The following is a 14,149-nucleotide window of genomic DNA, read 5'->3' as shown; positions in this document are numbered from 1 at the left end:
ATACTAAGGGAGAATGTTTATATGTGTAATGCACTCACAGTTCATCTGAATGATGAACCAATCTATGACATTTTCTTTGCAAACGATTTTAATTCCCTGCCTGAGCTTTTAGCCGGACAGGGAATTGCTGATAGAAGGGTATGTATCGTTACAGAGAGTAATGTTGCGCCTCTTTATCTCGATGAGATCAGGAATCAGCTTGATGGAAAATGCAAAGAATTGATATCTATCGTATTTGAGGCCGGAGAGTCTCAGAAGAATCTTGATACAGTAAAGATGATCTACGAGAAGCTTATTCTTGCAAAGTTTGACAGAAAAGATCTTCTGGTGGCTCTTGGAGGCGGCGTAACGGGCGATATAACCGGATTTACTGCTGCAACGTATCTCAGAGGCATAGACTTTGTACAGATACCTACAAGCCTTCTGGCACAGGTGGACAGCAGTATCGGTGGAAAGACAGGCGTTGACTTTGATTCATATAAGAACATGGTCGGAGCCTTTCACATGCCAAAGCTTGTGTATATCAATGTGTCAACACTCACCACGTTATCCGATGAGCAGTTTATTTCGGGAATGGGTGAGATCATAAAACATGGACTCATAAAGGATTCTGCATATTTTGACTGGCTTATAGAAAATCACGACAGAATACTTGCAAGGGATAAGGATGTCCTGATGGAGATGATCAGGGTGAGCTGCAACATCAAGAGAGTTGTTGTGGAAAACGATCCTACTGAGAAGGGCGACAGAGCTCTGCTCAATTTTGGACATACTCTTGGACATGCCATAGAGAGATACCTCGACCTTAAGCTGAGTCATGGGGCATGTGTCGGCATCGGATGCTGCCTTGCGTCTGTTATCTCATACAACAGGGGTGACATCACAGAGGACGAGCTTCATAAGATCATACACGCATTTGATATGTTTGGTTTCCCTACTCTTGAGGACTGCCCTGTCGATGCAGATGCTGTCATAGAGTACACTAAGAACGATAAGAAGATGGTTGGGGGCAAGATCAAATTTATTCTTCTTTACACTATTGGCGATGCATATATCAATACCGATGTCGTTCCTGATGATATGAAAAAGGCATTTGAGTGGCATTGATGTTCAAAGGAGGAACGGATATTATGAAAAAGAGAATACCGATGGCTATACTTGCCATTATTATTCTTACAGCTTTAGATCAACTGGTGAAACATCTCATATCCACCAACTTTCAGGTTGGACAGACAAGGAAAATAATTGACGGAGTTTTCCAGCTCAACTATGTTCAGAACAGAGGTGCGGCCTGGGGAAGTTTCTCAGGTAAGATCGTTTTCCTGCTTGCGATAACATTTGTTATCCTGCTTGCGGCTATATATGTATACATCAGGCTTGCAGACAATCAGGAAAAGAAATATACACCGCTCAGGATATCACTGGTATTTCTCATATCGGGAGCTGTCGGCAATATGATCGACAGAGTTGCCCGTGGATATGTGGTTGACATGTTTGACTTCTGCCTTATTAACTTCCCGGTATTCAATGTCGCAGATATATTTGTCACATGCAGTTTTATTGTTATAGTTATTCTGGTGCTGTTCAAGTATAAGGATGATGAGCTCTCAGAGATCATACACCAAAAACAGACAGATGGACAGGAATAGTATATGGAAGAATATAACATCGAAGCCAGCAGCGACTGGGCAGGGAAAAGAATAGACAAGGTTCTCAGCGGGTATTTCAGCGATTATTCGAGATCTTTCATAAAGAAGTTATTTGATGACGGATATATTCAGGTCAACGGTAAGGCTTCAAAGCCGAGCTACAGTGTACGTACTGGAGATATTTTTGATATATCTGTGCCGGATCCGGTCAGCATTGACATTGAGCCTGAGAACATACCGCTCGACATCATATATGAGGATGATGACGTGATACTTGTGAATAAACCAAAGGGAATGGTGGTCCATCCGGCACCGGGACACTACAGTGGGACTCTGGTCAACGGACTGATGTACCATTTTAAGGATTCCCTTTCCGGTATAAATGGGGAATTCAGGCCGGGAATCGTTCACAGGATAGATATGGATACAACAGGTGTACTTGTGGTGTGTAAGAACGATAATGCCCATAGATCATTGTCTGAGCAGCTTCACGAGCATAGTATAACCAGAAAGTATTATGCCATAGTCCATGGAAATATCGCACAGGATGATGGTACTGTGGATGCGCCGATTGGAAGAAGTCCTAAGGATCGGAAGAAGATGGCGATCAATACCAGAAATGGCAGACATGCCGTCACACATTACAGGGTTCTGGAGCGTTTTGGAGGAAAGTATACCTTTATTGAGTGTCAGCTTGAGACCGGCAGGACACATCAGATCCGAGTTCATATGGCATCCATTGGACATCCCATACTTGGGGATGAAGTTTATGGACCGAAGAAATGTCCGTTTAAGCTGCAGGGACAGACGCTGCATGCGGGTATTCTCGGTTTTGAACATCCCTCAACCGGGGAATACGTTGAGTTCAAGGCTGATCTGCCGGAATATTTTGAAGATCTTATAAAGAAGCTAAAACTGTTAAATTAATATAATGTAACAAACGAGTATAGACAATTGTCACAAATTACGTGCAATTGTCTATACTTTTTTATTTACAGTTTATTGTATAAATGTTATAATAACCCATATAGGAATTTAAGTATTTTGTACATAAGTAATATATTTTGATATTTCTTACATGGAGAATACGAGAAGATGGGAGTGGTTACTATGGCAGAGAAGAAGATTATTACTATAGGTAGACAGTTCGGAAGTGGAGGCAAGCAGATCGGAGAAGCTCTTGCAGAAAAGATGAACATACCATTTTACGACAAGGAGTTACTTAAAGAGGCAGCAAAGAACAGTGGAATATGTGAAGAGATTTTTGACAGCTTTGACGAAAAGCCTACGAATAGCTTTCTTTACTCACTGGTGATGGATCCATATTCACTGGGATTTGGCAATTCAACAGAGCTTCCTCTCAACCACAAAGTTTTCCTTGCGGCATTTGACACCATCAAGAATCTTGCAGAGAAAGATGGTTCATGTGTATTTGTCGGCAGATGTGCTGATTACGCACTCAGGGATCTGGACAACGTGGTGAATATATTCCTGTATGCAGACATGGATGACAGAACAGCCAGAATCGCCAAGAAGTACAACATAAGTGAATCGAAGGCCAAGGATATGATCAAGAAGGAAGACAAGGCAAGAGCTTCATATTACAACTATTATACATCCAAGAGATGGGGCGAGATGAAGGGATACGACATATGTATCAATACTTCGAAGTACGGCATAGATAAGACGATAGATCTGTTATATGACATTGTAAACAATTATTGATCTCAGTCATGATTATTATTGAAAATTGTAATATATCATCATAATAATGTTATTATAAAATCTTGTATATAAAAAATGACAGTAGGTTGTTTGTTAAACGCTTACTGTCATTTTTGTTTTGTGATTGGATTTATTTTTTATATACATAAGCTATTAATCAGTGCCTTGACCATCCGTCTATTCCGGCACCCTCGATGGAGGAAAATATACGATCTTTTACATTAGGCACGCGTACTTTGAGTTCGTCTATAATGTATTTGCTTTCCTGACGCTTTGTGACGCCGTCAGCGGGACAAGGGTTCTTGCAGACTGGAAGATCGTTGGCGCGTGCAAATGCTCTTATTTCGCCTTCCAGGGCGTATATAAGAGGTCTTATGAGTGTGACACCTGATTTCTCCAGATGAGTGACAGGAGAGAAGGTGTGAATGCGCCCCTCATACAGCATGGACATCAGGAAGCTGTCTATAACGTCATCCTTGTGATGGGCATATGCGATCTTGTTGCAGCCAAGTTCTGCAGCACAATCATTGAAGGCTCCTTTACGCATACGACTGCAGAGTGAACATGGATTAGGTTCCTTCCTGTAATCGAAAACGATCTCGCCTATATGAGTTTTGCAAACCGTATAATTGACTCCAAGTGACTCGCAATATTCCTTAAGTCTGGACGTGTCAAAATCCTTAAATCCAAGATCTACGGTTATAGCTTCAATTTCAAATGGTATGGGATAAAACTTTTTCAGTTTGGACATTGCATATAAAAGTGTCAGACTGTCTTTGCCTCCGGATATTCCTATGGCTATCTTGTCACCGGGACTGATCATATCGTAATCAGTTATAGCTCGTCTTGTATATGATAAAAGCTTTTGTGATTTCATAAAAATACTCCTTAAGTTAACATAATATTATTATGGTTTAATTGTGCGTTTTTCACGAAGCTGTACTTCGTTCCTGAAACGACGTTTTCTGTCCTCATCCATATCAGCGTAGTGTTTTCTTGTTGTATTTACATCCGAGTGGCCTAATACGTCCGCCACCAGGTATATGTCGTCTGTAGCCCTATAAAGTTCAGTGCCAAACGTACTCCTGAGTTTGTGAGGTGTTATATGCTTTAAAGGAACGGAGGTAAGAGAGTATTTTTTTACAATATTCTCAACTGATCTGACAGATATTCTTTTTAATTGACCGGACAGAAATAACGCATCCTCATGGCCTTTTTCCGGTATCAGTTTTTTCCTTTCATCAAGATATTCAAGCAAAGCTTCACTTGCCTCATCACTGAAGTATACGTATGCCTCCTTGCCACCTTTTCGAACGATCTTAATCCGCATATTATCGAAATCAACGTCACGTATATCAATTCCAACGCATTCGGATACACGCATGCCGGTGCTGAGCATAAGTGATAAAAGCGCCAGGTCACGGACTTTATTTTTCTCATGATATTTTTTCTGGCGTTCAGTCAGGCCGCTGCCATACTCAACATTATCAAGAAAATCTGCAACTTCGTTTGGCTCCATTCGTATAATTTTCTTATCGTGTATCTTTGGCATGTCGACCTTTTCTGCAGCGTTTGAGCTTATACGGTCGTTTTTATACAGGTATGCAAAAAATACCCGGAGTGCAGATAATTTGCGTTTTAACGCCTGCTCACCGTTGGTGTATGTACGTCCGTTTTTAGTGTAAAGCTTCATGGCATGCAGGAACTCCTCGATGTCCTCGGCCTCAAGTCTGCTGAGATCCTCAGTAGTAATATCAAGTGGAGTTTTATCACGAAAGAATGGGTTATTTTCACATAAATACTCGTAGAATGTTTTTATATCCCTGGCGTAACCAAGGCGTGTTCTTGTGGATGTAGTATTCTCAATTCCACGAAAAGCGATCGTTGCGTATTGTGGTAACTCGGAAAGAATATCTCTGAGCAATAATATATTATTCTCATCGACCTGTTTGTTGTATGGCTTGGCTGGCATCGTTATATTTGAAACCTCCTGATATATGTTAATTTGTGGGCATATTCATGTATATGACTAAATGGATTATAGCATAATGTAATAAAATATGCTATATTTTTTCGTAAAACCTGAGTTTAGCGAATAGAAACATATAGACCAAAATACATTCCAACTGCACTGCTTTCACTGATTCTTACGACTCTCTAAGCAAAAATCTAAACAGAAAACGCATATAGAATCTATCATTTAATAGAATCTATATGCGTTGATCAAGAACATATAATTCCTTGTTTAATTGAGATCAGTCACTTCATAATATGGTATTACCAGGTTTGTTCCGGCTACTATCGATGAATCGTTGTTCAGATTGTTGATCGAGACAACTTCATCGATATAATCCTGGGTTGATGTATATTCATCAGTCATATACTTCTGAGCTATATCCCAAAGTGAATCGCCAGACTCAACGGATATACATGTGTAATACTTGGTGCTGGCATTGGTGGCATCAGCTTCGGATGCATCCATGTGTGTGATCGAAACATATAATACTGCTGCTATGATTATGGCTACAATTATTGTCACCTTTTTATTGCTAATGAAATTAAATAATCTATTCATCTCTATCCCTCCTGAACGTATGTTTGTTACTATGTTCGTATTATACCGAACAGATGTTTTGTTGTCAAGTGATTTTCGAACACTTGTACGACTGCAGTTCGTATTGTAACTCTGAATCCTTAATACTCCTATATTATGCACTATCAGGTGTCCATTTTTATTCCCACGAAAGAATAGATCCGGTCAAGAATATTCAAAACAAAGCAAAATTATAACAGAACATTCGTTTGCAATATCAGAACATATGTGCTATCATATTTTGTATATAACAGATTATGTTAAATAGAATTTATTTGTGGAGGTTCAATATACATGGGAAAAGGAAAGATATCTGATAAACAGACAGAGATTTTGGAATATATCAAGGAAGAACAGCTTAAGAAGGGTTATCCACCTTCAGTAAGAGAGATCTGCAAGGCTGTTGGACTCAAGTCTACATCATCAGTACATGCTCATCTCGCATCTCTTGAGGAGAACGGATATATAAGGCGTGATCCAACAAAACCAAGGGCTATAGAGATAATAGATGATGATTTTGCATTGTCAAGGCGTGAGGTTATTAATATACCTGTTGTTGGACAGGTTGCAGCTGGACTTCCTATCCTTGCCACACAGAATATTATGGATTATTTTCCTATTCCACCGGAATATTTACATAACACCAATAATCAGACATTCATGCTTCGCGTTAAGGGCGAAAGTATGATCAACATCGGAATCAACGATGGTGATCTCCTTATTGTTGAACAATGCTCTTCTGCTTCCAATCGTGATATTGTGGTTGCACTTATCGATGACGGGGCTACAGTAAAGAGATATTTTAAGGAGAATGGTCATATAAGACTTCAGCCGGAGAATGATTATATGGATCCAATTATCGTAGACCACTGTGATATACTCGGAAAGGTTATCGGATTATTCAGGCAGATGTAATTACAATATAATATAATAAATCCATTAAGAAAGAGATCCCCAGGTCAACATACGTCAGCAACATTTACGTATATGACCTGGGGATCAATTTATGTCATATTTTTTAAGAGGGGGCTTATTAAAAGTAAATTAACTTCAAAATAGTTAATTTATATCAATTTGTTAATTACATTATACCAATTAATTAGCTTATTTCAAGCCTAAATCCAAAAAAATAGACTAAAAAACCATAAAAAACAGTTTTTTAGTCTATTAGCTTAATGTATATTTAGTCTATTTTTAAGTAATCACATTTTAGTATATGTGCTTATCAGCATTCTGTTCTGCTATCTGTTTGAATTCCTTGAAATGAGCCTGGAATAATAATACCACCTTTGGATCAAACTGTTTACCACTCTGGCTTACTATCTCGGTATAAGCCTCCTCCATAGACCAGCCTTTCTTGTAGTATCTTGCTGATGTAAGGGCATCGAATACATCACATACAGCCATAAGCCTGCTGATATATGCGATCTCTTCTCCCTTCATATGCAGATATCCAGAGCCATCCCACTTCTCATGATGTTCCTTGGCGATCGTTCTTGCAATCTGAAGGATCTGTCCCGGACATTTTGAGAGAAGTGCGTCGCCATATAATACATGACTCTTCATAATGGCGAACTCCTCATCTGTAAGACGGGAAGGTTTGTTGAGTATTTCTTCGCTGATCATCAGTTTGCCGATATCGTGCATCATGGCTGCGGTTGAAAGCATGTCAACATAATCGTCATCAAAACCGGATGCCTTTCCAAGAACCTCCATGTATTTTGCAACTCTCTTGATGTGCTCACCTGTTGATTTTGACTTGCTCTCTGAGAGCTCGGCAAACGCATATATGAGTTCCTTCTGATTAGTCTTGACCTCTTCAGCATGGTCTATAACATTATTGAGCATTGTTGAGTTTCTTGATACTATGAAATATGATACAAATGACATGATAAAAATGGCTATAACACATGGCGCTATGACCAGTATCATATTGTCAGCAAAATCATCATGTGCGGGTGGAATAACAAGATCACATAATCTGTAATTGACTATATCTGCAGCGAATACACCGACTGTAGATAAAAGCGCAGTATAGAGAACCATTGTCTTGTTATAATAAAGGGAAGCTACAAGCATAGGAAAGATCCAGACGATCATAGCAGTGTATGATAAAGTAGTATTTAGTATAGAGCAAATGAGTACTGCCAGGGCAATTACTACATATTTGATGCTTTTGCTTTCGTTGTTCTTGAGAACATCAATAAAAATTGTAGGTATAAGGGTCAGAATACAGCACACGCTCATGCATGAACACAGGATCACAATATTGCACTGTCCCCCGATATATGTAAATACCCAATATAGAAGTATCAATATCACGAAAAGCCTCATACATTTTGAGGCTATATGATTGATCTTGATATAATTGTCGCTTAATAGCCTGTTACTCTCCATGTTTTAATCCCCAAATTCTTACTTGCAACCCAATCTTATTTTAAACTGAATATCTTATATGCTGTCCAGAGATACAATATCTCCGTCACTCCATATCTTCTCTATGTTGTAGAATCTTCTTGATTCTTCAGAAAATATATGGATTATTATATCATAATAATCCAGCAAAATCCATCCACCTTCAGAATATCCCTCCACTCCCTTGTGGGAATATCCAGCTTCGTGCATATTGTCCTCAACATTATCGCTGAGTGCCTGAACCTGCTTTTTGTTTGTTCCATCAGCTATCACGATATAATCACATAATGTTGATATTTTGCTTATGTCTATTATCTTGATGTCAAATGCTTTTTTATCCTCAAGAGCAGCACATGCTATCTTGAGCATCTCTCTGGAATCTGCCATATTAGTCCTCACTGTTCAATGATGTATAATATTTATATGTCCGGACAGACATTTCGTCCGTGTCTCCACAGCTGCCACTGTCCAGATAAGTTAAAGTATTCTTTAATATGTGGGCCACCGAAGCGTCAATATCGGAGAATGCCTCATTTCTTATTTCATCTATCTCCGGCAAAGGCTTACGGTTCGGCTCTATATAGTCAGCCACAAAAACAATCTTTTCCAGAAGCGACATAGCCGGTCTTCCAGTTGTATGGAATTCTATAGCCGATCGGATGTCCTCATCGTCAACTCCGTATTTTTCTCTTGCGTAATATGCTCCCAGCTTTGCGTGTAAAAGCTCAGGATTAGCAAATTCGACCTGGCTTATTGGAAGTCCGTGTTTTTTGCATCTTGCTATCTTCTCGTCTGCAGGCAGACATTTGGCGCAGTCATGTAGAAGTCCGGCAGTCAAAGCTTTGTTAACATCTGCTCCGTGAACCATGGCCAGGCAGCCTGATACATATTCCACACCAAGTGAATGTTCAAATCTTTTCTTTGTGAGCTTGTTTTCAAGGCGCTCACGCATCTCAAATCTGTTCATCTTATCTCCTATCTGTTGCAAATGTTCAAGTATAAGTAATATTCAATATATGTTGTTATACCTGCCAGATCAAACGTGATATAGACCATTGTCCTTGATATATGTTATCACGCTGTCGGGAACCATATCCCTGATATCTTCTCCTGACCGCACAGCAGCTCTTATATCACTTGAGGATATATCGTGCTGGTGGATGTACTCCCGACGGATATCAGAAGCCGGAAACAGGCTGTGCAGGCTTGCTATCTTGTTGTTGATCATATCCTCAGGAGCTCCACTTCTTGTTGTGACAAGCAGCGTTGCATGCCTTGATATGATGTCAGGTCTGTGCCAGTGGTCAAAATACATAATGGAATCCCCGCCCATGATAAAATACCAGTGAACGTCAGGATATAACTCATGAAGGGCCTCAAGCGTATCTGAGGTGTATGTGATTCCGGGACGTCTGAGCTCAAAATCAGAATACTCCAACCCTTTTATGCCATCTATGGCAAGTTTTATCATGTTGACCCGGTGATCTGTTGTAACTTCGTTGGAAATATCTTTATAACCAGGCTTATTGTTGGGCATCACAAGCACTTTATCCAGTCTAAACTGTTCCAGTGCCTGTACGCCAAGCTCTATATGTCCATAGTGTATAGGATTGAATGTTCCGCCGAGTATACCTACATGTCCTGCTTTTTGTGCCAGCATGGCTTATTCCCCCTATGGAAGTTCGATCTTCTTATGTTCCTTTGACTCCTTGTACAGAACGATCTTTCTGCCGATCACCTGAACTACCTGTGAGTGTGTTCTCTCACCGAGCATAGCTGCTATCTCACGAGGATCGTCAAGACAGTTCTTGAGAACAGAGATCTTGATTAGTTCTCTCGCCTCAAGAGCCTCTGCAACAGATTCTGTGAACTCAGGTGTGAGTGATGATTTGCCTATGTTGAGTATAGGCTGGATGGTCTGTGCCAGCCCCTTTAAATATGCTCTCTGTTTGCTATTCATACGTGTTTATTCCTTTACTTATAATAATCAAATTCAAGGAAATACATTCTTACAGTATCTCCGTCTACACAGCCAAGCTCCTCAAGCTGTGCAAGTATTCCATTGTCTCTGAGGAACTTCTGGAAGAAATCAAAGCCCTTCTCAGATTCAAGGTTCGTATATCCGAGCATCTTCTCGATTCGTGGACCCTCGACGATATATACACCCTCCTCCTCGTCTGACTTTCTGACTTCAAATGGAAGCTCAGGATCATCCTGCATGGACAGATCTATCTCAGGTTCAAATTCGATGATCTCCCTTGGAGACTGCTTTACAAGGTCATTGACATACCAGAGAAGTTCATTGATACCCTTTCCTGATACTGCAGATATAGGGAATATCTTATATCCTTCATCCTCCGGGAATTCCTCCTTAAGCATCTCTATGACAGTCTCATAGCCCATATCATCCAGAAGATCGACCTTGTTGGCTGCTATAACCTGTGGACGGTTCTCGATGTCTTTATTGTACTTCTTGAGCTCTTCATTGATTACGTGGATATCATTGATCGGATCTCTTCCATCCACCGAGGCTGCATCCACGATGTGGATTATAACCTTTGTACGCTCTATATGTCTTAAGAACTGAAGTCCAAGACCTGTTCCTTCTGACGCACCTTCAATTATGCCTGGAATGTCTGCGATCACGAAGCCGTTCTTATCCCCGAGATCCACCACACCCAGGTTCGGAACTAAAGTGGTAAAATGATATGCCGCGATCTTAGGACGGGCATTCGTAACTCTTGCAAGGAAGGTTGATTTACCTACACTTGGGTATCCGACAAGTCCTACGTCAGCTATACACTTGAGTTCAAGATCTACTGTAAGCTCCTTGGCTGGCTGACCAGGCTGTGCATACTTTGGCGCCTGCATGGTCGAAGTTACATATGTTCTGTTGCCACGGCCACCACGGCCTCCTTTAAGGAAAACAACAGGTTCCTTCTTGTATGCCATATCGAGAATAACCTTACCTGTCTCTGAATCTTTGACAACAGTTCCAGGTGGAACCTTGAGCACGATATCGGCACCATTGCTGCCATGGCAGTTCTTCTTGCCGCCCTCTTCACCGTCACCGGCTCTGTATTTTGTTACATGTCTATAGTTAGTGAGCGTGTTCATTCCCTCGTCGACAACAAAGATAACGTCACCGCCATTACCTCCGTCACCGCCGTCAGGACCGCCGTTTGGAACATATTTCTCTCTTCTGAAGGATACATGTCCGTCACCGCCCTTGCCTGATCTCACATATATTCTGGCTCTATCGGCAAACATAATATACCGCCTTTCTATGTCAGATATTCTATACCGAATATTCAATGTCTAAACTACCTGTGTCAAGTTCTGCAGATACATCTGCACACTATTTCATAGTATACCCCATATCTGCACTTTTGTCTGTAAAAAAAGACTGGAATAATAAAAATTACTCCAGTCTCTTGATAGTATTACTTATATATATCCAATATTACTCGTTAACTACTGGATAGATAGAAACCTGCTTCTTGTCTCTACCCTTTCTCTCAAATCTAACGATACCATCAGCTGTAGCGAACAGTGTGTCATCTCCGCCAATACCAACGTTAAGACCTGGGTGAATCTTTGTTCCACGCTGTCTGTAAAGGATGTTACCAGCCTTTACGAACTGACCGTCAGCTCTCTTAGCGCCAAGTCTCTTGGACTCTGAGTCTCTGCCGTTCTTTGTAGAACCTACACCTTTCTTATGAGCGAAAAACTGAAGTTCCATCTTCATCATGTCAATTACACCTCCTTAAAGGTCATACAAATATAATCGCCATAGGATTCTTCGATTCCGGATATACCGATCACAAGCGCCTGCATCAAAGTCTGTGCCTTGATATCCGGCTCCTCTGTGAATATGAAATCCATATGTCCGCTCTCCTGATCGCAGTCAAGTGTGAAATTCACATCTGAAAGCTTCTCAACAGAGTTCAGGATGGTTATCGTGATCGCTGAAACTGCGCTACAGACGATATCTTGTCCAGGATCATCATATTCCGCATGTCCATCTGTCTTAAATCCTATATATTCCGAATTGCTGTTCTGATAAATAACTACATCAATCATGTCTTATAATCGATACAATCAATACCAATTAAGCGTTGATCTTCTTGATCTCAACCTTAGTATATGACTGTCTGTGACCATTCTTCTTGTGATAGCCAGTCTTTCTCTTGTACTTGTAAACAATAACTTTCTTAGACTTGCCTTCACCAACTACTGATGCTGTTACAGATGCATTAGCAACTGCATCTCCACACTTAACGTCTGAATCAGTGCTTACTAAGATAACATCATCAAATGTTACTTCGCTTCCAGCCTCTGCTGCGAGCTTCTCAACCTTGATCACGTCTCCTTCAGCTACCTTGTACTGCTTACCGCCTGTTGCTATAATTGCGTACATGGTTAATACCTCCTTAATCAAACTCGCCAGTTTTGGTGGTGTCTGTTGACACACTTATACCTAACTGTGCGGCATACTCATATAATCTACCATTGAGATGATTATTTGTCAATAATTTTCTGATATATTTTTACAATATTTTTTGATTTATTTTCATCAAAGCTTAACCATTTCGTGAAGCGGTCTCTTTAACTTCTTTCTGGTCAGCTCTATAAGTCCAAGCTTGGTGATATCTACGAATTTGGCTGGTACAGGATCGTCTGCCAGCTCTCTTATCAGGGTATCACGTATCCTGAGAATATCATCGGGATTCTTCATGTTTATAAAGTCTATGACTACTATCCCTGACAGATTGCGGAGTCTTAACTGACGGCAGGTTTCGATGGCAGCCTCGGTGTTGACCTTCAGCATGTGCTGTTCCATATCTCTGCCTGATATAGCCTTGCCTGTATTCACATCCACAACTACCATGGCCTCAGTCTGCTGGATTATAAGGTAGGCACCTGACTTAAGCCATACTCTCTCCTTTAGAGCTCCCTCCACTTCTTTATTGAGATTGTAGATTGCCGTAAGCGGACATGCTGTATCGGTATGAAGCGTTAAGTCTATTGTTCCAGGCTGTTTTTTCTCTATGTAATCCTCAAATACGTGGAATATTTCTTCATCATCGGTTACCAGTGAATCTAGCTTATTACTTCCCATGAAAGTTATGTTTTCTATATATTCCGGTGGATTCCGGTACAGACAGGAAAAGCATTTTCTGGTTGCTGCGGCCTTCAGGATCTGCGTGAGACGACCGCCCAGCTCATTCAGTTCACGTTTTATGAGTTCAGGGTCCGCATCCACAGCATTTGTCCTAATGATACAACCTATACCCGCCGGGAGGGTATTTCGCGCGATGTCCTTAAGCTCGTCCCGGAGCTTTCTGCTGCTTATCTTGTTCGATACACCGATCTGTTCCCCGGTGTGGACCACACAGTAATCCCCGCGGAGGGTGAGCTCCGATGAACCAACAGGGTTCTTGGTCTTGACTGCGTCACGGCTGATCTGAACGACTATCTCATCGCCGATCCTGAGCTTTGTGTGCTCCCTGCCATCGGCGTATATAATATCATTGTCATCCAGACTGTAGTAGCAGGGAAGTCTGTCACCGTAATCCACGAAGCAGGCATTTATATTGTTTACGATGTTGGCCACCTTGCCCACATAGATATTGCCGAGGACTGTACTGCCCTCTGACAGGTTAAGATCTGTGACTTTGCCATCCTGTATAACAGCCTGTAATATTTTGTTGTCGTAGTGTGTAACTACCAGCTTTCTCATGTGATATTCCCCTTATAATCTTTC

The 14,149-nt window shown here is 40.9% G+C and carries 18 protein-coding genes; 5 read left to right on the top strand and 13 right to left on the bottom strand.

Going from position 1 to position 14,149, the window contains the following annotated elements; translation table 11 throughout:
• Positions 1-21: 21 nt before the first annotated feature.
• The 4 genes from aroB (at position 22) to DWX57_RS03335 (ending at position 3,374) form a co-directional block, all read left to right on the top strand.
• Positions 22-1,107 (top strand): 3-dehydroquinate synthase, encoded by a 1,086-nt coding sequence (gene aroB / locus DWX57_RS03350; protein WP_120123033.1) that lies wholly within the window; start codon positions 22-24, stop codon positions 1,105-1,107.
• 23 nt (positions 1,108-1,130) lie between these two features.
• Positions 1,131-1,649, top strand: a complete 519-nt coding sequence (lspA, locus tag DWX57_RS03345) for a signal peptidase II (protein WP_118649144.1) — start codon at positions 1,131-1,133, stop codon at positions 1,647-1,649.
• 3 nt (positions 1,650-1,652) lie between these two features.
• Complete coding sequence (locus DWX57_RS03340) at positions 1,653-2,576, top strand: RluA family pseudouridine synthase (RefSeq protein ID WP_118649145.1); 924 nt, start codon at positions 1,653-1,655, stop codon at positions 2,574-2,576.
• Between the two features lie 183 nt (positions 2,577-2,759).
• On the top strand, positions 2,760-3,374 hold the full coding sequence (locus DWX57_RS03335; RefSeq protein WP_022216466.1) for a cytidylate kinase-like family protein: 615 nt from the start codon (positions 2,760-2,762) through the stop codon (positions 3,372-3,374).
• Between the two features lie 157 nt (positions 3,375-3,531).
• Here DWX57_RS03335 and DWX57_RS03330 read toward each other — a convergent pair whose 3' ends face one another.
• The 3 genes from DWX57_RS03330 to yneA all read right to left on the bottom strand — a co-directional run bounded on the left by DWX57_RS03330 (position 3,532) and on the right by yneA (position 5,949).
• Entirely contained in the window at positions 3,532-4,251 is a 720-nt protein-coding gene (locus tag DWX57_RS03330; RefSeq protein ID WP_120123032.1) for a tRNA 2-thiocytidine biosynthesis TtcA family protein, read from the bottom strand.
• A 30-nt stretch (positions 4,252-4,281) separates the two neighbouring features.
• Entirely contained in the window at positions 4,282-5,346 is a 1,065-nt protein-coding gene (locus DWX57_RS03325; protein WP_055144446.1) for a tyrosine-type recombinase/integrase, read from the bottom strand.
• Positions 5,347-5,619: 273 nt separating this feature from the next.
• Positions 5,620-5,949, bottom strand: coding sequence for a cell division suppressor protein YneA (yneA, locus tag DWX57_RS03320; RefSeq protein ID WP_015534940.1), 330 nt, complete (start codon positions 5,947-5,949; stop codon positions 5,620-5,622).
• A gap of 312 nt (positions 5,950-6,261) precedes the next feature.
• On the opposite strand from yneA, the gene lexA reads away from it, so the two are divergent.
• Positions 6,262-6,882: a transcriptional repressor LexA gene (gene lexA / locus DWX57_RS03315; RefSeq protein WP_022216463.1), complete on the top strand. Its 621-nt coding sequence runs from the start codon at positions 6,262-6,264 to the stop codon at positions 6,880-6,882.
• A 294-nt stretch (positions 6,883-7,176) separates the two neighbouring features.
• Here the strand turns inward: lexA and DWX57_RS03310 are convergent, their stop codons facing one another.
• From DWX57_RS03310 to DWX57_RS03265, 10 genes are all read right to left on the bottom strand, one after another.
• A complete protein-coding gene (locus tag DWX57_RS03310) occupies positions 7,177-8,046 on the bottom strand; it encodes an HD-GYP domain-containing protein (protein WP_243106158.1) in 870 nt (289 codons plus the stop codon).
• Between the two features lie 372 nt (positions 8,047-8,418).
• Positions 8,419-8,769: a ribosome silencing factor gene (gene rsfS, locus DWX57_RS03305; protein WP_120123030.1), complete on the bottom strand. Its 351-nt coding sequence runs from the start codon at positions 8,767-8,769 to the stop codon at positions 8,419-8,421.
• 1 nt (position 8,770) lies between these two features.
• Positions 8,771-9,349, bottom strand: a complete 579-nt coding sequence (yqeK, locus tag DWX57_RS03300; protein WP_082418046.1) for a bis(5'-nucleosyl)-tetraphosphatase (symmetrical) YqeK — start codon at positions 9,347-9,349, stop codon at positions 8,771-8,773.
• 69 nt (positions 9,350-9,418) lie between these two features.
• Positions 9,419-10,042, bottom strand: a complete 624-nt coding sequence (gene nadD / locus DWX57_RS03295; protein WP_119999601.1) for a nicotinate (nicotinamide) nucleotide adenylyltransferase — start codon at positions 10,040-10,042, stop codon at positions 9,419-9,421.
• A 12-nt stretch (positions 10,043-10,054) separates the two neighbouring features.
• On the bottom strand, positions 10,055-10,342 hold the full coding sequence (yhbY, locus tag DWX57_RS03290; RefSeq protein ID WP_022216458.1) for a ribosome assembly RNA-binding protein YhbY: 288 nt from the start codon (positions 10,340-10,342) through the stop codon (positions 10,055-10,057).
• Between the two features lie 14 nt (positions 10,343-10,356).
• Positions 10,357-11,652 carry a GTPase ObgE gene (gene obgE / locus DWX57_RS03285; protein ID WP_120123029.1) on the bottom strand — a complete coding sequence of 432 codons (1,296 nt, stop codon included), beginning with the start codon at positions 11,650-11,652 and terminating at the stop codon, positions 10,357-10,359.
• A gap of 193 nt (positions 11,653-11,845) precedes the next feature.
• On the bottom strand, positions 11,846-12,133 hold the full coding sequence (rpmA, locus tag DWX57_RS03280; protein ID WP_004850948.1) for a 50S ribosomal protein L27: 288 nt from the start codon (positions 12,131-12,133) through the stop codon (positions 11,846-11,848).
• A gap of 5 nt (positions 12,134-12,138) precedes the next feature.
• Positions 12,139-12,465 carry a ribosomal-processing cysteine protease Prp gene (locus DWX57_RS03275; protein WP_015534943.1) on the bottom strand — a complete coding sequence of 109 codons (327 nt, stop codon included), beginning with the start codon at positions 12,463-12,465 and terminating at the stop codon, positions 12,139-12,141.
• A gap of 28 nt (positions 12,466-12,493) precedes the next feature.
• Positions 12,494-12,802 carry a 50S ribosomal protein L21 gene (rplU, locus tag DWX57_RS03270; protein ID WP_004850943.1) on the bottom strand — a complete coding sequence of 103 codons (309 nt, stop codon included), beginning with the start codon at positions 12,800-12,802 and terminating at the stop codon, positions 12,494-12,496.
• A gap of 156 nt (positions 12,803-12,958) precedes the next feature.
• Positions 12,959-14,125, bottom strand: a complete 1,167-nt coding sequence (locus DWX57_RS03265; RefSeq protein ID WP_120123028.1) for a ribonuclease E/G — start codon at positions 14,123-14,125, stop codon at positions 12,959-12,961.
• Between the last annotated feature and the right edge of the window lie 24 nt (positions 14,126-14,149).

Origin of the sequence: Coprococcus sp. AF19-8AC (assembly GCF_003603115.1) — a bacterium.
Lineage (GTDB): Bacteria > Bacillota > Clostridia > Lachnospirales > Lachnospiraceae > Coprococcus > Coprococcus aceti.
This window is presented reverse-complemented; position numbering and strand designations above follow the sequence as displayed.